Annotated in this window: 20 protein-coding genes, 2 pseudogenes and 2 riboswitches; of the genes and pseudogenes, 11 read left to right on the top strand and 11 right to left on the bottom strand. The window is 70.1% G+C overall.

The window, feature by feature from the left end; translation table 11 throughout:
* Positions 1-66 precede the first annotated feature (66 nt).
* On the bottom strand, positions 67-798 hold the full coding sequence (locus ACWDYF_RS02595) for an MgtC/SapB family protein (RefSeq protein WP_389463626.1): 732 nt from the start codon (positions 796-798) through the stop codon (positions 67-69).
* A gap of 586 nt (positions 799-1384) precedes the next feature.
* Between ACWDYF_RS02595 and ACWDYF_RS02590 the strand changes: the two genes are divergently transcribed.
* Positions 1385-3148 (top strand): ABC transporter permease, encoded by a 1764-nt coding sequence (locus tag ACWDYF_RS02590; protein WP_389463624.1) that lies wholly within the window; start codon positions 1385-1387, stop codon positions 3146-3148.
* A 35-nt stretch (positions 3149-3183) separates the two neighbouring features.
* On the top strand, positions 3184-4560 hold the full coding sequence (locus ACWDYF_RS02585) for an ABC transporter ATP-binding protein (protein ID WP_389463621.1): 1377 nt from the start codon (positions 3184-3186) through the stop codon (positions 4558-4560).
* Here ACWDYF_RS02585 and ACWDYF_RS02580 read toward each other — a convergent pair.
* Together ACWDYF_RS02580 and ACWDYF_RS02575 are read right to left on the bottom strand one after the other, a co-directional pair.
* Positions 4554-4958, bottom strand: coding sequence for an ArsR/SmtB family transcription factor (locus ACWDYF_RS02580; protein WP_389463619.1), 405 nt, complete (start codon positions 4956-4958; stop codon positions 4554-4556). The two genes, ACWDYF_RS02585 and ACWDYF_RS02580, sit on opposite strands and share 7 nt — an antisense overlap.
* Positions 4959-5349: 391 nt before the next feature.
* Complete coding sequence (locus ACWDYF_RS02575; protein ID WP_389463617.1) at positions 5350-7548, bottom strand: hypothetical protein; 2199 nt, start codon at positions 7546-7548, stop codon at positions 5350-5352.
* Positions 7549-8082: 534 nt separating this feature from the next.
* Positions 8083-8228: riboswitch (cobalamin riboswitch) on the top strand.
* A 30-nt stretch (positions 8229-8258) separates the two neighbouring features.
* Between ACWDYF_RS02575 and ACWDYF_RS02570 the strand changes: the two genes are divergently transcribed.
* The 3 genes from ACWDYF_RS02570 to ACWDYF_RS02560 are packed head-to-tail and all read left to right on the top strand — an operon-like array spanning position 8259 to position 11226.
* Positions 8259-9335 (top strand): ABC transporter substrate-binding protein, encoded by a 1077-nt coding sequence (locus ACWDYF_RS02570; RefSeq protein WP_389463615.1) that lies wholly within the window; start codon positions 8259-8261, stop codon positions 9333-9335.
* The gene (locus tag ACWDYF_RS02565; protein ID WP_389463612.1) at positions 9332-10435 is read left to right on the top strand and encodes a FecCD family ABC transporter permease; all 1104 of its coding nucleotides are present in this window, start codon (positions 9332-9334) and stop codon (positions 10433-10435) included. The genes ACWDYF_RS02570 and ACWDYF_RS02565 overlap by 4 nt, the downstream gene beginning before the upstream one ends.
* Positions 10432-11226 carry an ABC transporter ATP-binding protein gene (locus tag ACWDYF_RS02560; RefSeq protein ID WP_389463610.1) on the top strand — a complete coding sequence of 265 codons (795 nt, stop codon included), beginning with the start codon at positions 10432-10434 and terminating at the stop codon, positions 11224-11226. The genes ACWDYF_RS02565 and ACWDYF_RS02560 overlap by 4 nt, the downstream gene beginning before the upstream one ends.
* A gap of 54 nt (positions 11227-11280) precedes the next feature.
* Here ACWDYF_RS02560 and ACWDYF_RS02555 read toward each other — a convergent pair whose 3' ends face one another.
* Together ACWDYF_RS02555 and ACWDYF_RS02550 are read right to left on the bottom strand one after the other, a co-directional pair.
* Positions 11281-11976: a (2Fe-2S)-binding protein gene (locus ACWDYF_RS02555; RefSeq protein WP_389463917.1), complete on the bottom strand. Its 696-nt coding sequence runs from the start codon at positions 11974-11976 to the stop codon at positions 11281-11283.
* Positions 11977-12106: 130 nt separating this feature from the next.
* A riboswitch (cobalamin riboswitch) is annotated at positions 12107-12219 on the bottom strand.
* Between the two features lie 72 nt (positions 12220-12291).
* Positions 12292-12957, bottom strand: coding sequence for a deoxynucleoside kinase (locus tag ACWDYF_RS02550; RefSeq protein WP_389463607.1), 666 nt, complete (start codon positions 12955-12957; stop codon positions 12292-12294).
* Positions 12958-13380: 423 nt separating this feature from the next.
* Between ACWDYF_RS02550 and ACWDYF_RS02545 the strand changes: the two genes are divergently transcribed.
* The gene (locus ACWDYF_RS02545; protein WP_389463605.1) at positions 13381-13512 is read left to right on the top strand and encodes a hypothetical protein; all 132 of its coding nucleotides are present in this window, start codon (positions 13381-13383) and stop codon (positions 13510-13512) included.
* A 74-nt stretch (positions 13513-13586) separates the two neighbouring features.
* Here the strand turns inward: ACWDYF_RS02545 and ACWDYF_RS02540 are convergent, their stop codons facing one another.
* The 3 genes from ACWDYF_RS02540 to ACWDYF_RS02530 form a co-directional block, all read right to left on the bottom strand.
* Positions 13587-14153 carry an effector-associated constant component EACC1 gene (locus ACWDYF_RS02540; protein WP_389463601.1) on the bottom strand — a complete coding sequence of 189 codons (567 nt, stop codon included), beginning with the start codon at positions 14151-14153 and terminating at the stop codon, positions 13587-13589.
* A gap of 133 nt (positions 14154-14286) precedes the next feature.
* Positions 14287-15927 carry an N-acyl-D-amino-acid deacylase family protein gene (locus tag ACWDYF_RS02535; protein ID WP_389463598.1) on the bottom strand — a complete coding sequence of 547 codons (1641 nt, stop codon included), beginning with the start codon at positions 15925-15927 and terminating at the stop codon, positions 14287-14289.
* Positions 15927-17297 (bottom strand): MFS transporter, encoded by a 1371-nt coding sequence (locus ACWDYF_RS02530; RefSeq protein ID WP_389463595.1) that lies wholly within the window; start codon positions 17295-17297, stop codon positions 15927-15929. The genes ACWDYF_RS02535 and ACWDYF_RS02530 overlap by 1 nt, the downstream gene beginning before the upstream one ends.
* Before the next feature lie 121 nt (positions 17298-17418).
* On the opposite strand from ACWDYF_RS02530, the gene ACWDYF_RS02525 reads away from it, so the two are divergent.
* On the top strand, positions 17419-18063 hold the full coding sequence (locus tag ACWDYF_RS02525; RefSeq protein WP_389463591.1) for a GntR family transcriptional regulator: 645 nt from the start codon (positions 17419-17421) through the stop codon (positions 18061-18063).
* 139 nt (positions 18064-18202) lie between these two features.
* On the opposite strand, the pseudogene ACWDYF_RS02520 reads toward ACWDYF_RS02525, so the two are convergent.
* The 3 genes and pseudogenes from ACWDYF_RS02520 to ACWDYF_RS02510 all read right to left on the bottom strand — a co-directional run.
* Positions 18203-19030: pseudogene (locus tag ACWDYF_RS02520) on the bottom strand (sugar kinase); the annotation flags it as partial.
* A 228-nt stretch (positions 19031-19258) separates the two neighbouring features.
* Positions 19259-19816 (bottom strand): annotated as a pseudogene (locus ACWDYF_RS02515) (bifunctional 4-hydroxy-2-oxoglutarate aldolase/2-dehydro-3-deoxy-phosphogluconate aldolase); the annotation flags it as partial.
* Complete coding sequence (locus ACWDYF_RS02510) at positions 19746-20885, bottom strand: mandelate racemase/muconate lactonizing enzyme family protein (protein WP_389463588.1); 1140 nt, start codon at positions 20883-20885, stop codon at positions 19746-19748. The pseudogene ACWDYF_RS02515 and the gene ACWDYF_RS02510, both read right to left, overlap by 71 nt.
* A gap of 291 nt (positions 20886-21176) precedes the next feature.
* Here ACWDYF_RS02510 and ACWDYF_RS02505 point away from each other — a divergent pair, with 291 nt between their 5' ends.
* From ACWDYF_RS02505 to ACWDYF_RS02490, 4 genes are read left to right on the top strand one after another with little or no spacing between them, the layout of a single operon-like run.
* Positions 21177-21854, top strand: coding sequence for a GntR family transcriptional regulator (locus tag ACWDYF_RS02505; protein WP_389463585.1), 678 nt, complete (start codon positions 21177-21179; stop codon positions 21852-21854).
* Positions 21851-22639 carry an SDR family NAD(P)-dependent oxidoreductase gene (locus ACWDYF_RS02500; protein ID WP_389463584.1) on the top strand — a complete coding sequence of 263 codons (789 nt, stop codon included), beginning with the start codon at positions 21851-21853 and terminating at the stop codon, positions 22637-22639. The genes ACWDYF_RS02505 and ACWDYF_RS02500 overlap by 4 nt, the downstream gene beginning before the upstream one ends.
* Before the next feature lie 50 nt (positions 22640-22689).
* Positions 22690-23073 carry a sensory rhodopsin transducer gene (locus tag ACWDYF_RS02495; RefSeq protein ID WP_344515372.1) on the top strand — a complete coding sequence of 128 codons (384 nt, stop codon included), beginning with the start codon at positions 22690-22692 and terminating at the stop codon, positions 23071-23073.
* 53 nt (positions 23074-23126) lie between these two features.
* Positions 23127-24572: a sugar porter family MFS transporter gene (locus ACWDYF_RS02490; RefSeq protein ID WP_389463581.1), complete on the top strand. Its 1446-nt coding sequence runs from the start codon at positions 23127-23129 to the stop codon at positions 24570-24572.
* Positions 24573-25423: the final 851 nt, after the last annotated feature.

Raw genomic sequence — 25423 nt, 5'->3', positions numbered from 1 at the left:
GGGCACGTGTCCGTCGGCCCCGTCGTCCTCGGGCGGCCCGGCGTGCGCGCAGTACGGCGGTTTCGCTCATACGGCCGCCGCCCCCCGTTCTGTGTCGGCAGGGGTGTCGTCGAGGTGCCAGTGCAGATCGCGCACGCCCGGCACCAGCGACAGCCGTGCGATGAGCTGCTCCAGGCTGCGGGCGGGGTCGCCGGTGAGGACGACCTCGGCCCGCAGGTCGGTGGTCTCGCCGGCGCCGCGGCCCACCCGCAGCCCGGTGGGCGCGAGCCCGTCGCCGGTGAGCCCCTGGAGCAGCAGTGCGCGCACATGGGTCTCGTCGCCGCGGTCGCAGACCAGGTGGACGGCGGCGTGTACGCCCCCGTGGTCGGGGTCGCGTTGCGGTACGCGGTCGATCAGCCGTCCCGCCGGGCGCAGCAGCAGGTGGACGGCGATGACGACGGCCGTGCCGATGAGGCACAGGTCCAGCCGGCCGGACGCGGCGAGTACTCCGACCGCCGCTGAACACCACAGCGTGGCCGCGGTGTTGAGGCCGCGGACCCCGCCGCCCTCGCGGAGGATGACGCCGCCGCCGAGGAAGCCGATGCCTGAGACGACGTAGGAGGCGACGCGGGTGGGGCTGCCGGAGTCGCCGACCGCCTCGCTGTAGAGGACGAAGAGGGTGGCGCCGACGGCCACGAGGGCGTTGGTGCGCAGGCCGGCCATGCGTGCGCGCCACTGACGCTCGACGCCGATCAGGGCGCCGCAGCCGCCGCCGACCGCGAGCCGGAGTGCAAAGTCGAAGGTGGCCAGGTCCGCCATGGGAATCTCCCTTGGCCCCGCCGGAACAGGGACGGGTCGAGGGCACGGTGGCGGCCCCGACGCGGTGCGCGAGGACTACCGGGTGCCCGAGGGGTGGGGGGACACGGGGGTGAGGGGCCGGATACGGCCCGGACTACTGCTGCGATCCATGTCGCTCACCTCCTCGGCAGGGCCGGCCTGACCCCTCCATACTTGCACATCGGCGCAAACAGACCCCTCCGATCCCGTCCAATCCCCTCCGATCGGTCTATTTGCGTATCGACGCAACAAGCGGCAGACTACCTGTCGGCACCCGCCTGTCACATCCCTGGACGGGCTCCGTGTGCCATCCCGGAACCGCACGACTGAACGGAGGCGATCATGGACATCGACCCACCCAGTCCGTGCTGCCTCCGCGGCAGTCTCTGACCGCTTCCGCACGTGACTGGCCGTGCTGCCCTCCGTCGAGGACGCACACGCGCTCCGTCGGAAGGCTGCGCCCGCGCGCGTCCACGCGCCCCGGTACGCGGCAACCATCCGCTCTCACCATCTGCTGCACCCGCGCCCCGGTACACCTGTGGCCACCGTGCGGTTGGAGGTTCCTGTGATGTCGTTCCGGACGAACACGTCCGCCCCCGCGACGCAGTCGTCGTCGTTGTCCGCCCGTTCCGCCGACCGCCTGTCCCGCTTCTCCTGGGTGGACGTGGTGGTCGCTGCCGCCGTGCTGGTGCTGCTCTACGTCGCGCTGCGGGTCGGGAAGGGGACCACGGTCTCGTTCTCCACCAGCCAGTCGGCGAAGGTGGATACCAGCATCGGTGAACTGCCGTACGACGCCGCGCGCTCCCTGCTGCGCATGTTCCTCGCGCTGGCCCTGTCCACCGTCTTCACCTTCGTCTACGCCTACGCCGCCGCCAAGAGCCGCCGCCTGGAGCGCATCCTCATCCCGGCGCTCGACATCCTTCAGTCCGTCCCCGTCCTCGCCTTCCTGACGGTGGCCGTGACCGGGTTCATCGCCCTGTTCCCCGGCTCCATGCTGGGACTGGAGTGCGCGTCGATCTTCGCGATCTTCACCTCGCAGGCGTGGAACATGACCTTCAGCTTCTACCACTCCCTCACCTCCCTGCCCCGCGAACTCGACGAACTCTCACGCTCGTTCGGCTTCACCCGGTGGATGCGGTTCTGGAAGGTGGAACTGCCCTCCGGGACGATCGGCCTGGTGTGGAACGGCATGATGAGCTTCGGCGGCGGCTGGTTCTTCCTCGTCGCCTCCGAGGCCGTCACCCTGGGCAACACCGACTACGCCCTGCCCGGCGTCGGCTCCTACGCCGGTGCCGCGATCACCGACGGCGACCTCGGCAAGGTCGGCTGGGCCATCGCCACCATGGCGATCATGGTCGTCGGGGTGAACTTCCTCTTCTGGCGCCCGCTGACCGCCTGGGCCGAGCGCTTCAAGAACGAGCAGTCCGAGGCCAGCGAGGTCCAGAAGTCCTACGTCCTCGACTTCCTGCGCCGCTCCCACTGGCCCCAGCTCCTCGGGCGCGCCCTGCATCCCGCGGGCCAGGCCCTCAGCCGGGCCGGCCGCGTCTTCGGCGTCGACGACCAGCCGCTGGTGATCGACCGCACCCGGCAGCGCACCGGCGACATCGCCTTCGCCCTGGTCGCCGGCGGACTGATCCTGTGGGGTCTGATCGACCTCGGCCACTACCTCCACGACCACACCGGCCTCGGCGTCTTCGGCGAACCCCTCCTCCTGGGCCTGGCCACCCTCGCACGCGTCGTGGTCCTGGTCGCCGTCGCGACCCTGGTCTGGGTGCCGGTCGGTGTGAAGATCGGCTTCTCGCCGAAGCTGACCCGCATCGCCCAGCCCGTCGTCCAGGTCCTGGCCTCCTTCCCCGCCAACTTCCTCTTCCCGCTGGCCGTCTGGTTCTTCCTGAGGACCGGGCTGACCATCGACATCGGCGGCATGTTCCTGATGGCGCTGGGCGCCCAGTGGTACATCCTCTTCAACACCATCGCCGGTGCCATGGCCATCCCCACCGATCTGCGCGAGGCCATGGACGACCTGGGCGTCACCGGCTGGCAGCGCTGGAAGCGACTGATCATCCCGGGGATCTTCCCTGCCTATGTCACCGGCGGCATCACCGCCTCCGGCGGCGCCTGGAACGCCTCGATCGTCTCCGAGGTGGTCGGCTTCGGCGGCACCACGCTCACCGCGACCGGCCTGGGCGCCTACATCGCCCATGCCACCGAGGCCGGGAACTTCCCCGAGCTGATCGCGGGAGTGGCCGTGATGAGCCTGTACGTCGTCTCCCTCAACCGCTTCCTCTGGCGCCGCCTGTACCGGCTGGCCGAGTCCCGCTACTCCCTGTGAACTTCCCTTCTGCTGATACGCGCTTGGAGCCAGCCATGGCGATGAATGTCCTCCCCTCGACCACGACCACCCGCCCTGCCGACGGTGACCTGCTGCTGGAGACCGCCGGTCTGACCAAGTCCTACGCCGGCGCCGACGGTGAACTGCCCGTCCTGTCCGGCATCGATCTCCAGGTCCGCGCCGGCGAAGTCGTCGCCCTGCTGGGCAAGTCGGGCTCCGGCAAGTCCACGCTGCTGCGCTGCCTGGCGGGCCTGCTCCCTGCCAGTTCCGGCACGGTCACCTACAAGAACACGCCCCTGACCGGAGCCAACCCCGGTACGGCGATGGTGTTCCAGACCTTCGCGCTGCTGCCGTGGCTGACCGTGCAGCAGAACGTCGAGCTCGGCCTGGAGGCCAAGGGGGTCGGCGCGGCGGAGCGCGCGGAGGCCGCCCGGCAGGCGATCGACCTGATCGGCCTGGACGGCTTCGAGTCGGCGTACCCGAAGGAGCTGTCCGGCGGCATGCGCCAGCGCGTCGGCTTCGCCCGCGCACTGGTGGTCGAGCCGGACGTGCTGATGATGGACGAGCCGTTCTCCGCCCTGGACGTGCTGACCGCGGAGAACCTGCGCGGCGAGCTGATGGAGCTGTGGGAGTCGGGCCAGTTCCCGACCCGGGCGATCGTGCTGGTCACCCATAACATCGAGGAGGCCGTGCTGATGGCCGACCGGATCGTCGTCCTCGGCTCTCGCCCCTACGGCACGATCCGCGAGGTCTTCGAGGTCGGCCTGGACCGCCCGCGCGACCGCAACGCAGCTGCCTTCGAGGACCTCATCGACCGCGTCTACCGCACCATGACCGGCCGGCAGAAGGAGGGCCGGACGCCCGGCCGCGCGGAGTCGGTCGAGCTGGACAAGCGCACCCCGGCCAACACCCCGCTCCCGCAGGCCAGCGTGGACGGCCTCTCCGGCCTGGCGGAAATGGTCCTCAACCGCGGCGGACGCTGCGACCTCGCCGACCTCGCCGACGACCTCGGCCTGGAGATCGACGACATCCTGCCCCAGGTCGACGCCCTCGACCTGCTCGCCTTCACCACCCTCACCGGCGACGACCTGCTGCTGACCGAGACCGGCGAGCGCTTCGCGGACGCCGACGTCCAGGAATCGAAGAAGATCTTCGCCGAGGCGGTCCTCAGCCACGCGCCGCTGGTCCAGCTCATCACCCGCAGCCTGCGCCAGAACCCCGGCCGCGCCCTGCGCTCCGGCTTCTTCCGCGACATCCTGGCTCACCACTTCACCAGCGAACAGGTCACGGTCCAGCTGGAGACGGCCACCGACTGGGGCCGGTACGCGGAGCTGTACTCGTACGATGCCGAGCCCCAGGAGTACCGGCTCGGCGAGAACGACGACGCCGGCACCCGGATCCCGGGCTACTGACCCAGCGCCAGCCGGGCGCCGAGCGGCCCGCGCACGACAGCGGGCCGCTCCTGCGCGGCCGCGGCGGGCACCTCGCCCCCGTCGCCGGGTCCCGGGGCGTCCTCGCCCGCGCCCACCAGCTGGGCCTCCTCCAGCAGAGCGCGTACAGCAGCCGCTCGGTAGTAGATCCGCGTGCCCTCCCGGCGCGTGGTCACCAGCCCGGCCGTCCGAAGCTTCGCAAGGTGCTGCGAGGTCGCGGCCACATGGGCGCCCAGGATCCCGGCCAGCGCGCTCACCGACAGTTCCCGGCCGCTCAGCGCCCACAGCAACCGGTAGCGCGAGGGGTCGGCCACCGCCTTGAGCACCGCCACCGCCCGTTCCGCGGCCTCCTCGTCCCACACCCGTTCTTGCGTACCCATGCAATTATGGTACCGGCGGCCCGTATCATCCGCCCGTGCCCACCCGAAGGGCCCGAGAGGAGCCCCCCGACAGCCCACGGCGCTCCAGGAAAACGCTGCCCGTTCCGTCCTGGAGGGGAGCCGTACGCCTCTCCTGGCGACGCGACCCACCCCGAAACCGGCCCTGACCTGCGACTCTCACGAGTCGGGACGACAGGATTTGAACCTGCGACCCCTTGACCCCCAGATCGATGGGGCGGGGGGAAAATCACGACATGTGCTGCAATCAGAGGGTGCACGGCGTGTATATCTGTACGTGCTGTGCACCCATCGACATGGACGCTGGTCCCCAAGTGCGCCACCTGACCCTCGGGCTGTCCTTGTCACAGACGGGCGCCAGGCGGAAAGCGGCTCAGGGAGCGGGGTGACGTCGCTTCCGTTCGGCTCGGCGTCGCAGATCGCGGATGACCTCGTACCAACGCGAGGAGCCGTCCCAGTCGCAGTCCTCCTGCCCGCCAGGCTCCCAGTCCGCGAGCTCGTCCAGCTGCTTGCGCAGGGCTTCCGATTCGACAGGAGCGTGGTAGGTGCGCTCGTCGTCGAGTTGGCCGGCGATGTCGTGGAGTTTGTGGGCAGCGCGGTAGTAAGAGAGTTGGGTGTCGGTCAGCCGGCGGGCAGAGTAGCCGCCGCACTTGCTGCACCAGTCCCAGTCGTCACGGGCCAGCAGATCGGAGACCCTGAGGAGGTCGTCGCTCTGCGCGAGACCTCGGTCCCGTGTGTGGCGGCAGAAGGGTGAATGTCCCTTGCCTTCAAACGCGGGATCCGCGTTCGTGGCGTAGATCTGCAGCGGCCCCAAAACTCCCAGTGGTAGGCCGCTGCCGCGGCGCCAGCGGTCGGTGCCGGGTGCTCGGAACGGCGTCAGGTCCAAGGGGCCGGGCGTGAGCAAGCCCTCCCAGACCGCGACCGACAGCGCGCCGGAGCGGCCGGTGTCGAGGCTCCGCAAGTCGGGAACGCCACGTGCCATGGCGAGCAGCCGCAGATTATGCTCCTTTTCGCGCTCCCCGTGCGCCCACTGGACAGCCGCCTGAGCCCCGCCTGCAAGACCCAGGTCGGCTCCGAAGCTGTCATCCTGACCTGCGCTGTCGTGGCCGAAGTGAGGGCCCTCGTCGGCCTCCGGTGCAGGGGCGACTTCCTTGATCCACGGGCCGAGCAGGCTTTCGGGAAGATCCGACGCGCCAGCGACAATGATCCCCGGCCAGCCCTGCTCGACGCGCTTCTCGATGGCTTGGACAGGTAGGACTTCCGCTCCTCCACTCGTCGAAAAGACGATGTAGAGCTGGTCGGCGGCGTACGAGTAGTTGCGCAGCGCCCGCAAGTGAGCACGGGTAACGGGCTGGCGATCGAAGACGGCGGTGTCGTCGAAGACCCCGGGCTGCACGGAGCCGGGATGCGCCTCGGAGACGCCTTCCGCCGGCGCGGCTTCGGCCCTGCGCTCGCAGGAGAGGACGCTCGAGGATGCGAGCAGTCTGTCGGCGACGAGGGTGGGGACCTTGAGCGTCAAGGTACGGCGGCTCCAGTCGGCGGTCACGGTCCAGGTCACCACCACGCCGAGGGTCCACCGATCCAGGCCGTTCAGGACATCACGTGTATCCCCGCGCGAAGGCTCCTTCGCGTCCTCCGGCAAGCGTGCCGTGACCCACACCGTCGGTGTCGGATCCGTCGCCGCGGCCGCGGCGCGGGCCTCGTCCTCCCATGACTGGATGAGGCGGCCGGCTCTTTCCAGAGCTTCCGCGTGCCCCTTCTTGTTGGACCTGATGCCCTCCACCAGGTCATAGCGCGTGAACGCCCGGGAGGCCGGTCCATCCCAGCCGCCTTCGGCCGCGTGCTGCCACCTGCGCCACAGTCGGCTCAGGCCGGTGGAAACCCGGCTGCTGTTGCCGAGCACCGCGAAAGCAGGATCGTCGGCGGGGAGCGAGGGCGTTCCCCGTTCCGCTGCCGCAGCGGCTACGACAAGACCGGCCGGCTCCACGAAGAGGGCCGCCTGCGCCCGGAGACTCTCGAGGTAGCCCTCCTTCGCCAACAGCTTCGGCCTCGCCCAGTCCGTCAGCCAAGGGAAGTGGGCGATGACGGACTGCGCTCGGTGAAGGCTCCCCGCGGCATGAAGCCAGCGGGACAAGACCCGCTCCTGCAGTTCCTCGGCCTCCCTACGCGCTTCCCACCGCTCGCTGTCGTCCTCGTTCTCAGCATCCCGTTCCGAGCGCAGGAGCTCGGCTGCGGCCTGCACCTCGTCCTGGGTCCAGTACACGTCCTCGTCCGGCTCTGCATAGGCCTGTAGCTGGTGAAGCAGTCCCGCCCCGCCGAGCGCTTCCACGAAGATGCCCAGCCCGGATGTCGGCCGGACCCTCGGGCCCCAGTCCGCGCACCCCGAGCAGAACCTGTCCACCACGTCCGCGCTCAACGCGACCTCGGCCGCCGTCACGTTGGCCGTGCGAAGCTGGCCGCATTCCCTCCGGACATGCAGTCTGGCATTCTTGCCCTTCGCCGAGTAGATGGTGATCTTGGTGCCCTCGAACGGCCCGAGCGGTACATCTGATGTCAGCACGTGGTCGCGCACGAACTCCCCCTTCTCATGCCTCACGAGCTTAGAGCCGAGCAGTGACACACGCCCCCGGACGAGGAGTCTCCAACCTCCGGTGTGCACAACTGCACTTGCCGTCGGCGGTGTGCACCGACTGACAGCGAGGCCGTAGCCCTGCCCGGTCTCGGTCAGCGCGCGGTCGATCTCGGCGATGATCTCCCAGCCGTGCCCGCTGACGAAGGTCGTCCCAGGCACACATTGGCAAGGCGCGGCCCCGCGCCGTTGCGCCCCGTCACCGAAGTCACCTCCCCCACGCACAGTGTGAGATCGACCTCTCGGACCGCCGACACGGCCTCGTGGGCGATGCCGTGACGAGCGGACATCCTCCGGCACGGGCCAGATCTCGTCACCGGACGGCAAGGCCGACAGCGGCTCCGGCGCCCGGAAGTCCAGCGTCGACGGCACGGCCTCCGCCGATGCCTCCCGCGGTCAGGTCAGTAGTCAGCGACACGATCGTTCTGCGCCGGGGCGGCTGACACATGCCCGACCCGGCTTTCTCGTTTACCTGATCATTACGTACGATCAACAGGTCAAAGCCGCGGCAGGAGCCAGGAAGCCGGTGCGAGTCCGGCGCGGTCCCGCCACTGTGACCGCGCACACCTTCCCGAAAGGGCGTGCGCGGGAGTCAGGTCACTGATCTGCTGCGGGCCCGATCCGAGGAGCGCGGACTCCGCAGGAGGCTTTCCATGCACGACGGTCACAGCCGTCCCCTTTGCTCTTTCTCTCCGTCGTCCATGGGCGCACCGGTGTACACGACCTCGCGCGGACACCGACCGGCACGTCTTGTCGCAGCCGTCACCGCTGCGTCGGCGCTCCTGCTGACCGCCGGCTGCGGCTCGTCCGGCACCACCTCCGGCTCCCCGAAGACAGGTGCCTCGGCGGCGAAGGACTTCCCCGTCACCATCGACAACTGCGGTGTGAAGACGACCTACACCAAGCCTCCGTCCCGTGCCCTGACCATTCACCAGCACCCGGCCGAGCTGATGCTCTCGCTGGGGCTGAAGGACCGGATGGTCGGCACGTCGTACCCCGACTCGGCGGTCCTGCCCGGCCTGCGCAAGGACTTCACGTCGCTCCCGCAGCTGTCGAAGGAGGCACCGTCGTTCGAGAAGGTCCTCGACACCGCTCCCGACTTCGTCTACGGCGGCTACGCCAGCGCGTTCGCGGAAAAGGAGGGCCGCTCGCGCAAGGCGTTCGCCGACGCGGGCATCAACACCTACCTCAACCGGGAGAACTGCGCCGGCAAGAAGGGGGTGACCATGGAGGACACCTACGCCGAGATACGCACGGTCGGCGAGATCTTCGGCGTCTCCGACCGCGCCTCCGCCCTCGTCTCCAGGCTCCGCAGGCGGGTCGACGAGGCGAGCGAGGCCGTGCGGGACGCGCATGACGTCTCCGTGTTCGTCTACGACAGCGGCGACAAGTCCGCTTTCACCGCGGGCGGCAAAGGCCTGGGCAACGAGCTGATCAAGCTGGCCGGCGGCAAGAACGTCTTCTCCGACCTGGACGACGTGTTCGGCGACGTCTCATGGGAGCAGGTCGTCGACCGCAAGCCCGACGTCATCGCCATCTACGACTACGCGGGCACCAGTGTCGCCCAGAAGAAGAAGTTCCTGCTGTCCCAGCCCGCCCTCGCCGACGTACCGGCGATCAGGAACAAGCGCTTCGTCGTGCTCCCCCTGACCGACACCCTCGTCGGCGTCCGCTCGGCGGACGCGGTGGGCGGCCTGGCGCGCGGACTGCACCCAGAGAGCTTCAAGTGACACCGCCCGCCGCGGACGCCGACAACAGTGCCGCGGTGAGGCAGGGCCGGCGAACGTCCAGCCGGATGTCGTTCACCGTCGTCCTGACCGTACTCGCCGTGCTCCTGGTCGCCTCGCTGACCGCCGGGCTCTGCCTCGGCTCGGTGCACGTGCCGCCCGGCCAGGTGTGGGGCATCGTCACGCACGCCCTCGGCGCCGACTGGAGCGAGCCCACCTGGACCCGGGCGCGGGAGACGATCGTCCTCGACGTACGCGGACCACGCGTCCTGCTCGGCGCGGTCACCGGCGCGGGCCTTGCCGTCGTGGGTACGGCGCTGCAGGCCCTGGTACGCAACCCGCTGGCCGAGCCGTACCTTCTCGGGGTGTCCTCCGGGGCCTCGCTCGGCGCGGTCGCGGTCATCGTGTTCGGGGTGAGCGTCTTCGGAACGGTGTCCCTGTCTGCGGCCGCGTTCACCGGGGCGCTGGGCGCGCTGGTGCTCGTGTACGCCGCCGCGCGCACCGGCGGTCGCATCACCGCACTGCGCCTGATCCTGGCCGGGGTCGCGGTCGCGTCGGTGCTCAGCGCGCTACTGAACCTGCTGCTCCTGACGACGGACGACGGCCACGAGGCGCGCACCGTCCTCGCCTGGACCCTGGGTGGTCTGGGAGGGGTGTCCTGGCGGGCGCTGTGGCTGCCGGGTCTTGCGCTGCTGCTCGGCATCGCCGTTCTCATGGTGCAGGCCCCGAACCTGAACCTGCTGCTCGCCGGGGAGGAGGCCGCAGCCACCCTGGGTCTGGACGTGGCACGGTTCCGGGCCCGGATGTTCGTCCTCGTCTCGCTGGTCACCGGTGTGCTGGTCGCGGCGGCCGGGCCGATCGGCTTCGTCGGCCTGATGCTGCCGCACATCGTACGGCTGTTCGTCGGCGGCGATCACCGGCGTGTGCTGCCGGCCGCCGCTCTGGGCGGTGCGGCGTTCCTCGTTCTCGCGGACATCGCCGCGCGGACCGTCGCGGCACCGCAGGAGATCCCGGTCGGCGTCCTCACCGCTCTGTGCGGAGGGCCGTTCTTCCTGTGGCTGATGCGGCACGACGCCCGCAAGAGCGCGGGAGGCGCGGCATGAGCGAGCTCCACGTCGAGGGCCTCACACTCACCGCGGGCGCCAGGCAGTTGGTCCACGACGTCACCTTGACGGCCCGCGAGGGCGAGACGATCGGCCTTGTCGGTCCGAACGGCAGCGGCAAGTCCAGCCTTCTGCGCGCCGTCTACCGCGTGCTGCGGCCGGAGACCGGAACGGTCCTCGTCGACGGCGCCGACGCCTGGTCGCTGTCCCCGCGCCGACTCGCGCGAACCCTGGCCGCGGTGGTGCAGGAACCCCCGTCAGGCATCGATCTGACGGTGCGCGAGGTCGTCGCGATGGGTCGCACCCCGCACAAGCGCCTGCTGTCCGGTGACACGGCCGAGGACGTCGCACTGATCGACGCGGCGCTCTCCTCGGTCGACGCCGTCGCCCTGTCGGACCGCCCCTTCGAGAGGCTCTCCGGCGGTGAGCGGCAACGGGTGCTGATCGCCCGGGCTCTGGCCCAGCAGCCGTCGCTGCTCGTCCTGGACGAGCCGACCAATCACCTCGACGTCCGGCACCAGTTGGAGATCCTGACCGCGCTGCGCCGACTGCCCGCGACGGTCCTGGTCGCCCTGCACGACCTCAATCTGGCCGCGTACTACTGCGATCGTCTGTACGTCCTGCGCGACGGCGGTGTCGTCGCGTCCGGACCGCCGCAGGAGGTGCTCACTCCACGCCTGCTCGCCGAGGTCTACGAGGTGACCGCCGAGGTCGCCGTCCATCCCCGCACGGGCCGTCCGCACGTGACGTTCCTGCCGGCGGACGTGCCGGTGCCCGACGTGGACCGATGACACGCGTCCCGCTGCGGAAGCGAGGTGCGCCGGACCGCCTGATGACCTGCCCGGTCATCGGTCCAGGCAGCAGTCCCCGCACTTCGATCCTTTCGGGGCCCGGTAATACAGGCAGCAGCTGCGGCGGCGGAACGTCAGCTCGGGGCTGGTGATCAGCCCGGTCCCGCGCAGCCGCCCCGTCGCCAGGAGTTCCCGTGTCAGCTCGGTGAGCGGTGCCCGCAGGCCGGGCCGGGACCTCAGCAGTTGCCCGGCCGACCCGACGAGCGCCGACGCCGAGTTGCCCGCGAGCAGCCGCGGCGCCATCTTGACGGGCAAGCCGCTCTCGACGTGCTCCAGGATGCCGTCGGCCTGCGCGCGGACGGCATCGGCGAGCGACGACGCCGACTGTGCCGCGCGGCTGCCCCGAGGCTCGGCCAGCCGCAGCGCCGAACCGTCACCGGCCCATTCCACGGCGGTCATCGTCGGCACGATCCGGTGCACGAGCGCGCAGGCGAGGACCGGAGACCACAGGCGCGCCGCGAGCCCCAGATGGGCGATGGAGACTCCGACGCGGGCCTCGGCGGTGGCGTAGCGTTCGTTGACGGCCCTGGCCCGAGCGGCGAACCCTTCGCGCGTGAGCCGCCCTGCGCCGGGCGCGGCGGCCGGGGCCGTGTCGAGGGCAAAGAATCCGCCCAACCGCGCGACGTCGCGCAGCGCTTCGACGACCTCGTCCGCCGGCACCGCGTCCGGCGTGCCCGAAGCTGTGGTCATGAGGTCGACCTCCCGCAACCGGGCGGTCTGTGCCGCGTCATCACCGTGGGCGGACTCTTCAGGCATGCCGCATCCTTCCTCTCGCCGGAGAGCTCCGCCCCAGGGTGATTCGGGGAGGCGACAGCGTGACTCTCCTGGACCGGGTCCGCACTCGTCCCGGCCTTCCCACCCGCACGGGGTATGTGCACGTCGGGGTGCACTCGCCGATCACAGTGGCGCTACCGCATCGGATTCGCACCGGTTCTCTCGGTTCGCTGTCGCCCCAGCCAGCGGCCATTATGCTGCTCCATCTCGGCGACTGATCGCCGCGCGGCGTCAGGTGCGCCGGGCTCTCGCCACGGCAAGGGCGTCCGCGACCTGTCCGACGACCCGCTCTGCGTCGTCGGGGCTGTTCACCACGTCGGTGCGGTTCATGTCGATCACGAGGACATCGCTGGCCGAATAGTGCTCGTGCACCCAGTCGTCGTACCCGGACCAGAGCGTCCGGTAGTACTCGATAAGGCTTTGGTCCTGTTCGAAGTCGCGCCCCCGCAGTCCGATGCGGCGCAGCACCGTCTCGAAGTCTGCTCTGAGATACACCATGAGATCGGGTGCCTTGCGGTAGGGAAGGCCGTCGATCTCACGCATCATCTCCGCGAGCAGCCCCTCGTACACCCGCATCTCCAGGGAACTGATCCTGCCGAGGTCATGGTTGACTTTGGCGAAGTACCAGTCCTCGTAGATCGACCGGTCGAGGACGTTGTCGTCCTGTTTGTACGCCTCCTTGATCGCGGCGAATCGCGTCTGCAAGAAGTAGAGCTGGAGAAGGAAGGGGTAGCGCTTCGCCTCTATCTCCTCAGGACCGGCGGTGTAGAAGAGCGGCAGGATCGGGTTGTCCTCCACGCTCTCGTAGAAGACCTCGCTCCCCAGCTCTTTGGCGATCAGCTCGGCCACACTTGTCTTCCCGATCCCGATCATGCCGCCGACGCAGATCACTGCCATACCTCGCTTCTCCCCGGGACACCGTCCGCGTGCGCGGTGCCCGCGCCCCGGCCCTTTCACGGCACACGCACGGCCGCGGAGCACAGTCGCGGAAGCGCCCCGGGCGCAGGTGACGGGCCCGGCCTCCGTCGGACAACCGAAGCGGCATCATATCGGCACAGAGAGATGTCCGAATTTGCGGGCTCATGACCTGGATGGGAGACGCCGTTGTTCCGTGTCACTGAACCTTGAGCGTGTGCCATCGAAGTTTGTTCACCGCAGGTCAAAGGGTCGCGATGGCTGAGCCGGGCGTGGCTGGACGACCGTGTCGGACTGGGAGATCTCGGGAACCTGGCCGTGTGACGTCCTTCGCCTCGATGACGCGGCAAAAGGTGAGTCGACTGGTCATCGGATGACGAACCTCGCACGATCCCGGGAGTCGCTATGGGAACCGAGTTCTGGCGGACGATTCAGGTGGCCATCGAGAAGGACAACTGGACAACCCGCGCAGTGGTGCCGTTCTGTGCCGCAGCAGTCGTCGGGCTCGGCATTTACACGATCGCCGCGGCCAAATAGCGCCCCTCCCTGGCGCAGTTTCGGTGAGGCGCCCTGAGCTGGGACGATGCCGATGAAACTTCGATGGCACGCGCTCAAGGTTCGTTGACAGAGGACAGCCGTGCACTGTGTTGCCACGGGACCGCACGGAGCGCGGGACGGGTGAGGCGGTGCGGGTCGCCTCGTCGGCGTACGGTCAGGCGACGGCCGAGGCGTCGAGCGACGTCGCGGGTCCGGCCACTGGAGATGGTGATCTCGGTACCGTCGGGCCGGGTGACAGTGATGGTGTGGTTGCCGCATCGGGTCTGTACCCAGGCGATCACGGCGCCCGCGAAGACCGTCGCGACTCCACCGGGTTCCAGAAGCGCGATCAGCGCGTCCGAGGCCGCGCCCATCGTTCCGGGCCGGGACGCAGCGAGGTCTCCCGCCTGACGCGACCGCGCAGTTCGGGTACGTCCAGCAGCAGCCGCGAAGTTCCTCGACCTCTTCCCGGCGCCCGTCCTCCGCCGCGGCCACGACAACGCGCAGTTCCTCCAAGGCGAACAGCCTCCTCTGTGCTCCGGATCACCCGAGGCTGTCCACGGCTCCGCACCGCATCCGGCGATCCCGGAGAATCGGCCGAGAGCGACCGGGCGGGGCCCCGGACTGCGCCATCGACGCACAGCTCATCAGGAACCATGGTCCGGCATGTCGCTCGCGTGGTCCGGGTCTCCGATTCCTCTTCGTCCACCCGACGCGAACTGACGGGGCACTCCGCGAAAACACGCAACGGACGCCGCCCGCGCACGGGATGGTTCAGCGTCCGGACAGGTACCGGCCGGGACGGGTGCCGAGGTGCCGGCCGTGGTGGACGACCAGTTCGCCGTTGACCAGCACGTGCGGAACGCCGGCCGCGTACGTGCCGGTGAACGCGAACGTGTCCTGCGCGGCGAGGGACGCGAGATCGAGCACGGCCAGGTCGGCATGGTGTCCGGGCCGGACACGGCCGCGTTCGGACAGCCGGAAGCGGTCGGCGACCATCGAGGTCATCTTGCGCACCGCCTCCTCCAGGCCGAGGGTCTTGGCGTGCAGCACATGGTGGGCGAGGTAGTGAATGTGGCCCGTGAAGAACAGCGGATGGCGGGTCCGCGCCGCGAGTGGCCCCTCGGTGCGGCTGGTGAAGCCGTCCACGCCGAGGCAGAACAGCGGGTGCGCGACCGCCTCGGCGACATGTTCGGGCGTGAACAGACGCCCCATGAGCTGCACAGTCGGCATGTCGGACCCGGCCGCCCGCAGGACGTCGAAGAACGCCTCCCAGCAGTCCTGGCCGCGCAGTGCGGCGATCTCGGGAAAGGGAAGGCCCTCCAGCTCCGGTGTGGCGGGACTGGTCGCGAGGACGACCCTCTCCCATTGGCCCTTGTGCACGAACCGCCAGTAGCGGTCGCAGTCCTGGCGCAGCCGCCGCCGCACGTCGGGGTCGTCGAGCCGGCGCGCCGCGCTCGCGGGGCCGTCGGCCAGCAGCCAGTTGGGCAGCAGACCTGTGGCCAGCCCTATACCGTGCGGATACGGTGTCATGTCGGCGAGCACGTCCAACCCGGCCTCCCGCTCGGTGGCGAGCCGGCCGACGGCGTCATGCCAGGCATCGTGGGGAGCGCCGGTGTCGTGGCGGACGTTGAGGTGGGAGAGCTGGGCGCGAAGTCCGCTGTGCCGGGCGACGGCCAGGAACTCCCCGACAGCGTCGAGGAGGTGTGCGTCACGGTTGCGGATGTGGCTGGCGTAGATCCCGTCGTACCGCTGCAGGACGGACGTCACCTCGGCGAGTTCACCGGTGGTCGCGTACCGCCCGGAGCCGTATTCGAGGCCGCTGGACATTCCCAGAGCTCCGGCTTCCATGGCTTCTTCGAGCAGGTGGGCCATGCGTGCAAGTCCGTCGGCGTCGACGGATTCGCCCCGGACCTGGGCGGCGTCGCGCAGGGCCGTGTGTCCGACGAGCCAGGCGAGGTTCTGCGCCGTGCCGTTGTCCTGTCGGTGCACGACGTCCAGCAGGCCGGGGAACGTGCGCCAGGAGACCGGGCCCTCGTACCCGTAGGCGCGCAGGGCGCGGCGGGCCTCGGCGGCGCCCGTTTCGGTCAGGGGCGCGTAGGTCACCCCGCAGTTCCCGACGATCTCGGTGGTGACCCCCTGGCGAACGGTGCTCTGAGCGTCTCTGTTGCCGAGTACGGACCAGTCGCTGTGGCTGTGCGGGTCGATGAATCCGGGTGTGACGGTCAGACCGGTCGCGTCGATACGGCGGGCCGCTTCCACGCGGAGGTCGGGGCCGACGGCCACGACGCGGCCGTCCCGTACCGCGACGTCGGCCCGGCGGGACGGGGTTCCGGTGCCGTCGATGACTCGACCGCCGGACAGCAGGAGGTCGACGCCTGACGAGACGGTGGCGGGCGAGGCGGGGGCGGGCATCAGCGCAGATCCTCCTGGTGGCGGTCGTGTACACGGCTGAGGAAGGCGAGCGAAACCAGTGCACCGCAGACCAGGTAGAACGCGGGGGCGACGGAGACGCCGGTCCGGGTGGCCAGGAACGTGTTGACGAAGGGTGCCGTGCCGCCGAAGACGGCGGCGCCGATGTTGTACGAGCTGGAGAACGCGGTCGAGCGGACCCGGGTGGGGAACAGTTCGACGAACAGGGCGGCCATCGGTCCGGAGACGGCGGCGAACAGGACGACGAAGACGATCTGCCCGACGAGCGCTCCGGCGAGGGTGCCGCTCGTGGCGAGCAGGAAGACCGGGTACGTGGCCAGGGCGTAGAGCGCCAGTGCACAGCTCATCACCTTCTTGCGTCCCACCCGGTCGGAGAGCGCGCCGGCCGCGACGATGAGCGGCACCTCGATCAGCAGGGCGATGGCGTTGGTCGTCAAGGCGTCCGCCAGCGAGAGCGCGCCGACCGCGTCGAGGAAGGTCGGGAAGCTGGTCGCCGTGTACCCGTAGAGCGTCACGCCGAAGACGATGCCCAGCACGAGCAGCCAGTTGCGCCGTGTTTCCGCGGTCGCGCCGGTGCCGTTGTCCGCGTCGATGTCGCCGATGCCGGTGTCGCCGGGCGCGGCGTTCTCGGGCTTCGTCTCCTGCCGGGGTATCGGCTTGTGGGAGGCGTGCAGTTCGCGGTACGCCGGGGACTCGTCCAGCTTCAGGCGGATGAACAGTCCGACCGCCGCGACGACGCCGCCGAGGAGGAACGGGATCCGCCACCCCCAACTGTCCACAGCCGCCTCGGGCATGAGCCGGACGACCGCCATGGCGACGCCCGTTCCCATCAAAAATCCCGCCACCGTCGATGCCTGCACCACCCCGGAGTAGAGGCCGCGGCGGCCGGTGCGCGCGTACTCGATCAGAAACGTCGCGCCGCCTGTCCACTCCGCGCCCGCCGCCAGGCCCTGTGCCATCCGCAGCGCCACGAGCAGTGCCGGAGCGAGCATCCCGGCCGAGGCGTGCGTGGGGAGCAGCCCGATGAACACGCTGGCGACGCCCACGGTCACCATCGTGGCCGCGAGCATGCTCCGGCGCCCGGCGCGGTCACCCAGCCGTCCCAGGACGATCGCCCCCAGCGGACGGCACACGAATCCGACCGCGTACGACGCGAGCGTCACCAGCAGCGAGACTGTCGGGTCGTCCGAGGGAAAGAACAGCCGCCCGATCACGGCCGCCATCGACGCGTAGATCGCGAAGTCGTACCACTCCAGCAGGGTGCCCAGCACCGCCGCCGCGATGACCCTGTTCGGAACCTCCCCGCCTCCGTCAGCACGCGCGGACGGCGTCTTCGGCTTCGTCAGCTCCATAGCTCCGCCTCTCCTGAGGGGCCTCTTGCCCGGCGCGATGAACGTAGACGAGCAAATGGCAGATGGTCAACCATCCGCCATTTGTTATCGTTGACGGATCGACCGAAGGAGCCCCCACACGATGGCGGCATCGCCCCCGCACCCGCCCGAATCCCGGCGCGACTGGATCCTGCGCAACCTGCGCGAACGCATCGCCCACGGCGAGATCCCCGCAGGGGGAAGGCTCGTCGAACGGGACATCTCGGTGCACTACGGCATCAGCCGGGGCCCGGTCCGCGAGGCCATCATGGTTCTGGAGCAGGAGGGGCTGGTCATCACCCACCCCTATCGAGGCGCCGTCGTCACCGAGGTCTCCCAGAAGGAGATCGAGGAGATCCTGGTCCCCATCCGGCTGGTGATCGAGAAGGCCGCCTTCCTCTCCGCGGCCGAGGCAGCTGACCCGCGGCTGCTCGAAGCCCTCGACGCGATTGTGGGACAGATGGGATCCGCAGCGGCCGAGCCCCTGGACGCCAAGGCGCTCGCGGACCTCGACGTCACGTTCCACGAGACTGTGATCATCGCTGCCGGGCATATGCAGTCACTGCGGATCTGGCGCACCATCCAGCCCCGGGTGCGGGCCTATTTCCTCCGCGACGCCCCGCACCACGAGAACCCCCTTGGCGTCGTCGACCAGCACCGGTCCCTGCTCGACGCGCTGCGGTCCGGGGATCCGGAGCGCATCGAGGGCGAGATCGCGGAGCACATCGGGATCTATCTCGGCGGCTGACGACGGTGAGCGACGCGGGTGACGGCGCGCCCCGTCGGCGTCCTCGCCCACCACGGCCGGTGGAAGGCCGCTCGCGCGGCGGGCGGTCAGCGCACGACCGGATCGGCGCCGTCCAGGAAGGCCGACAGGCCGCGTCTCGTCAGTGTGCCCTCCCGGTCCCCGTGTTGAGGCAGGCCAGGGCGCCGCACGCGTTGGCTTGTCGCGGCCGTTCGACCCGTGAGCGGCTCTTCGACACGGCCGTGAGATGGCCCGCGACGAACGCATCGCCCGCGCCGGTGGTGTGCACCGGCTCGACGGGGAAGGCCGCGGCTCCCTCGTACGCGCCGTCGCGGTGGGACGCGGCGCCCGCATCGCCTCGTTCGAGGACGACATACGTGGCCCGGCGTCAGCGAGGAATGCCAGAAGGGCGAAGTCGTCGGCGACATGGTGCCGGCCCGTCCGTCGCACAGCAGTGAGGGTTCGCCGTGTCCGCCGATGAGGAGGTCGCCGAGGGAGAGCAGCCCTGGAGCCCCTCGCGTGCCTCGTCGACGTTCCACAGAGTCGACCAGTAGCTGACGTCGAGGCTGACCCGTCCGCCGTGTTCGCGGGCCGTCTCTGCTGCCTCATGGACGAGGTCCGCGCTCGTCCTGGACGGTGCCGGGGTGATGCCGGTCAGGTGCAGCAGCTCGGCGCCCTCGAACAGCTCCGGCTCCAGGAGTTCCGGGGACATCACGTCGGCCGCGCTTCCGGACCGGTAGTAGCTGACGCGAGAGGCGCACGGAACCCGGGATTCCTTGACCATCACCCCGGTCGTCGGTCGTTCCGCGTCGACCTCTGCGGCGAGTTCCACGCCCTCGGCGCGCAGCGCGGCGAGGACGGCTTCGCCGATCGCGTCGTCGCCGACGCGCCCCAGCCAGAGCGCGCCGATGCCGAGGCGGGACGGCCCGATCGCGATGTTCGTCTCCGCGCCGCCGTTCGTGATGCGCGCGGAGAAACCGGCCCGCAGGGGGCCGGTTTCTCCTGCCCGGACGAGACCCATCGTCTCGCCGGGCGTCAGCACCCGAGGGCGCGGCCGTACGCTCATGTGCTCATGTCCTCGCCGATCACCTCGGCCAGGCGTCGCATGCGGTCGGTGAGGGTCCGCAGCGACCCGCTGTTCAGCGCGTCGCCAAGGAGAGGTCCGCCCATGGAGACGGCGGCCAGCCGCGGGAGCGGCCGCCCACGCGCGTGTCTCTGCCGCGCCGGTCCCTCCGGACGGCACGGGATGCAGGTCCGGGAAGGGCCCGCGGAGCTGCTCGGCTCCGACCGCGGACGCGGGGAAGATCTGCACCAGGTCCGCGCCCGAGGCTGTCGCAGTCACCACCTCGGTGGGCGTGAGCGCACCCATGACGACCGGCGCGCCGTGCCCGTGCGCCGACTCCGCCGCCGCGCCGACGATGCCCAGAGTGACGAGGAACCACGCACCGGCGTCGAGCGCGGCTCGGGCCGGCACGCCGTCGGTCACAGTGCCGACACGGATGCGGGCGCTGTCGCCGACGTCCGCTCGCAGGCGGCTGACGACGTCGAGCGTTCCCTGCGTGGTGAGCGTGAGCTCGATCTCGACGGACGCCTCCGGAGACGAGTACGTCGACGACAGGGCGGCAGCGGACCGCCGACGGGGCTCGGAGCACCGCGACGACCCCCGACAGGGGGGTGGTCGGCATTCACGCCTCTGGGTCCGCGAACGCGGGCCGGGTGCCGTACTTCTCGATCGCTTCGGGGTCGAGGGACACACCGAGTCCGGGGCCGGAGGGGATGTCGAGGCATCCGTCGGCACCAAGTCGCCAGCCCCCCGCGACCAGGTCGTCCACATAGGCCGAGCCGGTCTTGTACTCGACGAGGTCGGTGGACGCGAGCGCGGACGAGAGCTGCAAGTCAGCGGCGAGACCGATGGCCGTGTTCCATCCGTGCGGGATCAGGCGGATACCGAGGTCCTGGGCCTCCCAGCCGATCCGTCGCGACTCGCTGAGGCCGCCTCCCTTGGTGGTGTCGGGCTGGACGATGTCGAAAGCGCGGCGCCGCAGGTAGGGGGAGAAGCTCTGCCTGCGGGTGAGGACCTCGCCGCCGCTGATGGGGACGGGTGAACCCGCGCGGAGTTCGGCGAAGCCTTCCAGGTCGTCCGGCGCGAGGGCCTCCTCGAACCAGGCGACGTCGTAGTCGGCGAGCATCCGCGCGGTTCGCTTCGCCCATGCCAGGCCGCCGGGGAAGAAGCCTTCGGAGCCGCCGGCGTCGACAGCAAGCAGCCGGTCGCCTATCGTGGCGCGGGCGGCGGCGACGGTGCGCTCGTCGGTAGCGGCGTCCACCCGTCCGAACTTCCACCAGCCGATCTTGAACGCGGTGAAGCCCTGCTCCACGAGTTCGGTGAGGTTGTCCGTCATCGGTCCGGCCTCGTCCATGAGCACCGACGCGTAGGGGCGCACCCGGGTGCGGTGGCGCCCGCCGAGCAGTCGGCCGACCGGCTGGCCGAGCGCCTGACCGGCGATGTCCCACAGGGCGATGTCGATCGCGCTGGTCGCGTGCGTGAGCGCCCCGCCCCGGCCCATCCAGAACGCGGTCTGGTGCAGCGTTTCGGTGATCCGCTCGACCTCCACCGGGTCCTGTCCGACAAGGTGCGGGAGCAGAAGGTCGATCGCTCCCCGGACGAGATTCTCGGTGGTGAACGCGCTTCCGATGCCCGTGACGCCTTCGTCGGTGTGGACGGCGACAAGCGTGTGCACCACATCGTCCGGGCGCAGTTCGTTCGACCAACCGCCCTCGGGGGTCGCCCCGCGAAGACCGCATGTCTCGACCCTGGTGATTCTCATGAGTGCCTCTCGTGACGGGTGTCATAGCCGCCGACGCCGACGAGTCGGCGGCTGTGTTCGGGACCGTACCCGATCGAGCGGACCATTGTCGACAATCGACTATTCGGCTACAGTCTGCCGGACCGCCCGCCGCACCCACCACGGGAAGCGCCACCGGAAGGCACCATGCGACGAAGCCCCGATCCCCCGCCCTCCAGCCCCCGGCCCCCGACTCCCGACCCACCTCTCCGCAACCCCCGGGAGCCGCCGCACTTGATTGTCGACAAAGTACGATCCTGCTACGCTCCGGTCATGTCTGGTCTTACCGCGCTTCCCGCGCTTCCCCCCGCCTCCCTCGCCTCCCGCCGCGAAACCGTGGCGGACGTCCTGCGTGAGGCCATCACCTCCGGCCGTCTCCAAGCGGGCCAGAAGCTCACGGAGTCGGGAGTCGCCGAACAGCTGGGAACCAGCAGGGCGCCGGTCCGCGAGGCGCTGCGCCAACTGGAGCAGGAGGGCCTGGTGATCTCCTACCCCTACCGCGGTACGGAGGTGCTCGGCGTCTCCCAGGAGGAGATCGAGAACGTTCTCGTACCGGTCCGCCTCTCCCTGGAGAAGTTCGCCTTCCGCAAGGCGATGCCCCGTCTGACCGACGCGGATTACGCCCATCTCCAGTCGCTCGTCCGCAACATGGAGGAAGCAGCCGACGCGTCCGACGCGGCACTGCTCGCCGACGAGGACATCCGCTTCCACGAGGCGGTCGTGACCTTGTCGGGGCAGCAGCACTGCCTGCAGATCTGGCGGTCGATCCAGCCCCGCGTGCGCGCCTACTTCCGGCGCGACGCGAGCCACTACCCGGACGCGACCGTGGTCGCCGGGCAGCACCGCGAGCTCATCGACGCACTTCGCGCGGGCGACGAGCACGCACTGGACCGCGCCGTCACCACCCACATCCAGACCCACTCCAGAACCACCGAGGACTCCTCCGAATGACCAGAACGATCTTGATCACCGGCGGCGGAAGCGGCATCGGCCGCGCCACCGCGTTCGAAGCCGCACGTCGGGGCTGGGCCGTCGGCGTCCTGGACCGTGACGGCGAGAGCGCCGAGCGGGCCGCGGCCGAGGCCCGGCGCGTCGGCGCCCGCAGAGCCTGGTCGGCCGCGGCGGACGTCACCGGCGAACGGGAGCTCGTCGACGCGTTCGGCGCGGCGAGCACCGCACTGGGCCCGGTGGACGGGGTGATCGCGAGCGCCGGCATCGAGGTCAACGCGCCCCTGCCGCAGATGCCTCTCGACACATGGCGCCGCGTTCTCGACGTGAATCTCACCGGCGCCTTCCTGACCGTACGCACGGCCGCGCAGGCTCTGCGGGACGCCGGGAGGCCGGGCTCCCTCGTGTGCGTGTCCTCCCCTTCCGCCTTCGTCGGCTTCGCGGGCGGCTCGAACAGCGCGTACGGGGCGTCCAAGGGCGGAGTCTCCGCGTTCGTGCGGGCGGCCGCCATCGACCTCGCCCCTCACGGCATCCGCGTCAACGCGGTCGTCCCCGGTGCCACCGACACGCCGATGCTCTACTTCGGCCTCGACGGTGACGCACTCGAAGCGGAGCGCGCGCGCCTGAGAGACGCCGCGGCACGGCAGATCCCGCTCGGGCGGATGGCCGACCCCGCCGAGATCGCGCGCGCCGCCGCCTGGCTGCTCTCCGACGACGCCTCGTATGTCACGGGCAGTCACCTGGTCTGCGACGGCGGCCTCATGGCCAAGAGCGCGAACGATTTCTGACCGGACTCCCGGCAAGCCCCGAAAACCCACCGCAGAAAGGCCGGACTCACATGACAACTCAGGCGATCGGCGCCACGACATGGGTGGTCGCGGACGGCTACATCCCCCCGAGCAGCACCGGACCGGCACCCGCGATGACCAGCCATGACAGCATCTGCATGCTCAACGCTGGCGACGACCCCGCACACGTCGCCGTCGAGGTCTTCCACACCGACCGCGAGCCGGTCGGACCCTATGAACTCACCGTTCCCGCACGCCGCGCACACCACCAGCGGATCAATGATCTCCGCGGCCCCGAGCCGATCCTTCCGGGCGTCGACTACTGCCTCGTGATCCGGAGCGACCACCCCATCGTCGTCCAGCACACCCGCCTCGACTCCCGGCAGGCGGAGAACGCCCTGATGTCCACCATCGCCTACCCCTCCTCCCGGTGATCCCCCATGGCCCATTTGGTCGACAATCCACAATCGACAAGGATCGGTTCGTCATGTCCCACGCACACCCCGGTGAGAGCGGCCGCCTGACCCGCCGGGTGGCCGCGATGGCGGTGGCCGCCGCCATCGGCGGCTTCCTCTTCGGATTCGACACCGCAGTGGTCAACGGCGCTGTGAACGCCATCGAGACCAACTTCGCGCTGGACTCCATCGGCCTCGGCACGATCATCGCCGTCACCCTGCTGGGCGCCGCGCTCGGCTCCTTCACCGCCGGCTGGCTCGCCGACCGCATCGGGCGACCCCGCACCATGGCGGTGGCCGGTGCCGTCTTCCTCGTCGCCGCGATCGGCTGCGGCCTCGCCCAGGGCCTCTGGGATCTCGCGATCTGGCGCCTGCTCACCGGCTACGGCGTCGGATTCGCGACGGTGATCGGACCGCTCTACATCTCGGAGATCGCTCCGGCGAACGTGCGCGGCCGCCTCGCGTCGCTCCAGCAGATGGCCATCGTCCTCGGCATCTTCGCCGCTCTCCTCTCCGACAGCTCGATCGCGCTCGCGCTCGAAGGCGCGGACGCGCGGGCGTTCCTCGGGCTCCCCGCATGGCGGTGGATGTTCATCGTGGGCATCGTGCCGGCCCTCGTCTACCTGGTCATCGCGCTCACGGTCCCCGAGTCGCCACGGTTCCTCGTCGCGCGCGGGCGAGCCGCCGAAGCGCGCGACGTGCTGCAGAGGCTCCAGGACATCACGGCCGAAGAAGCCGCCACACTGACCGACCGCATGACCGCGACGCTGCGGACCGGCCGCTCCGCCCGCTTCCAGGACCTCCTCGACCGGCGGCGCGTCCTTCTCCCCGTCGTCTGGACGGGGATCGGGCTCGCGGCCCTTCAGGCCCTGGTCGGCGTCGACGTCATCTTCTACTACTCCACGTCGCTGTGGCAGTCGGTCGGCTTCGGTGAGTCGGCGGCGTTCGCGCTGTCGGTGCTGAGTTCCTTCGTGAACGTGGCCGCGACGGTGGTCGCGATGCTGCTCATCGACAGGGTGGGCCGCCGCCGGCTGCTGCTCGCCGGATCGACGGGCATGTTCCTGAGTCTCGTCACGGTGGCGGTGGGCTTCTCCACCGCCACCGTCGCCGCGGACGGTGAGCCCGCGCTGTCCGGGATCTGGGGACCGGTCACCCTTGTCGGCGCGAACCTGTTCGTCGTGGCCTTCGCCGTCTCCTGGGGCCCGGCCGTCTGGGTCCTTCTCGGCGAGATGTTCCCCAACCGCATACGCGGCCTCGCGCTGTCGGCGTGCGCCGCCGCCAACTGGCTCGCCGGCGTCCTGCTCAACTTCACGTTCCCGAGCCTGCGCGACCTCTCCCTGGCGGGAAGCTACGGGGTCTACGCGTTCATGGCTCTGCTCTCGTGGCTGCTCGTGTTCTTCTTCGTCGGTGAGACGAAGGGGCGCTCACTGGAGGACGTGCAGGAAGACGCCACGCCCGTGATCAGCCCGCTGAAGTGAAACGCGCCGACGAGGCGCCGGGTACCGCGGCGCTCAGGCCCGGCCTGACCGGACAGGACAGCCCCAGACGCAGGTATCGAGCGCGACGGCGAGGACCATGGCCGTCCGTCTGACGCGCGGTCAGGAGCCCGCGTCGGGTGTGGCCGAAGACACCTGACGCCCTGCCCGGTCCGCGGCGCCCGGCCGCCATGCCGGCCTTCCGGGACTCGTGCACCGCGTCGTAGCCGTCGCGCTGGAGCACGGTGAGAACACCGCTGGTCGGCAATCTCCAGCGGATGCGTAGACGCTTGAACTGCTGGAGCCACGCGAATGTGCGACGCGGAGACCTTCACCGGGAACTCGGAGCCCCCATCCGCGCCGACCGCCGCCTATGTCCTTCCCTCGTCCGCGTCCGAGCCCGGTCCTGCCCTGCCCGCGGTCTGAGCGGGCGCTGCACGCTCCTTCCGCGTCCCCACCCCCGGACGCATGGCACTCGGCGGGGCGGAGTCCCACCGAGTCCCGGGGGCGAGCGTGCCGCGGCGCGCCGCCCGGCTCCTCAGGGGCCGGGCCGTACATCTCCAGCCCGCGGAGCAGATGGTGCTGGTGACCAGTTCGTGGTGAAGACCAGCTCTTCCGGATCCCACTCGCCCGTTCGCGCACCTTGGGCCGCCGCCGGGGCTGCCCTCTCCGCGCTGCTTCAGGACATCCTGAGCAAGGAGACATTGCAGAAGCGGCTCACCGCCGTCGACCGGCGAGCCCTGTCCCGCTGCTCTGGAGCCACGTAAACCCCTATGGCCGGTTCGAACTGGACATGAACTCCCACCTCAACCTGGCCCTTGCCGCTGCGGCTGCGGCTGCGGCTGCGGAAGGTG

The sequence above is a fragment of the Streptomyces sp. NPDC003284 genome (assembly GCF_053589675.1).
Note: the sequence above shows the minus strand (reverse complement) of the source record. Positions and strands in the feature narration are given on the sequence as shown.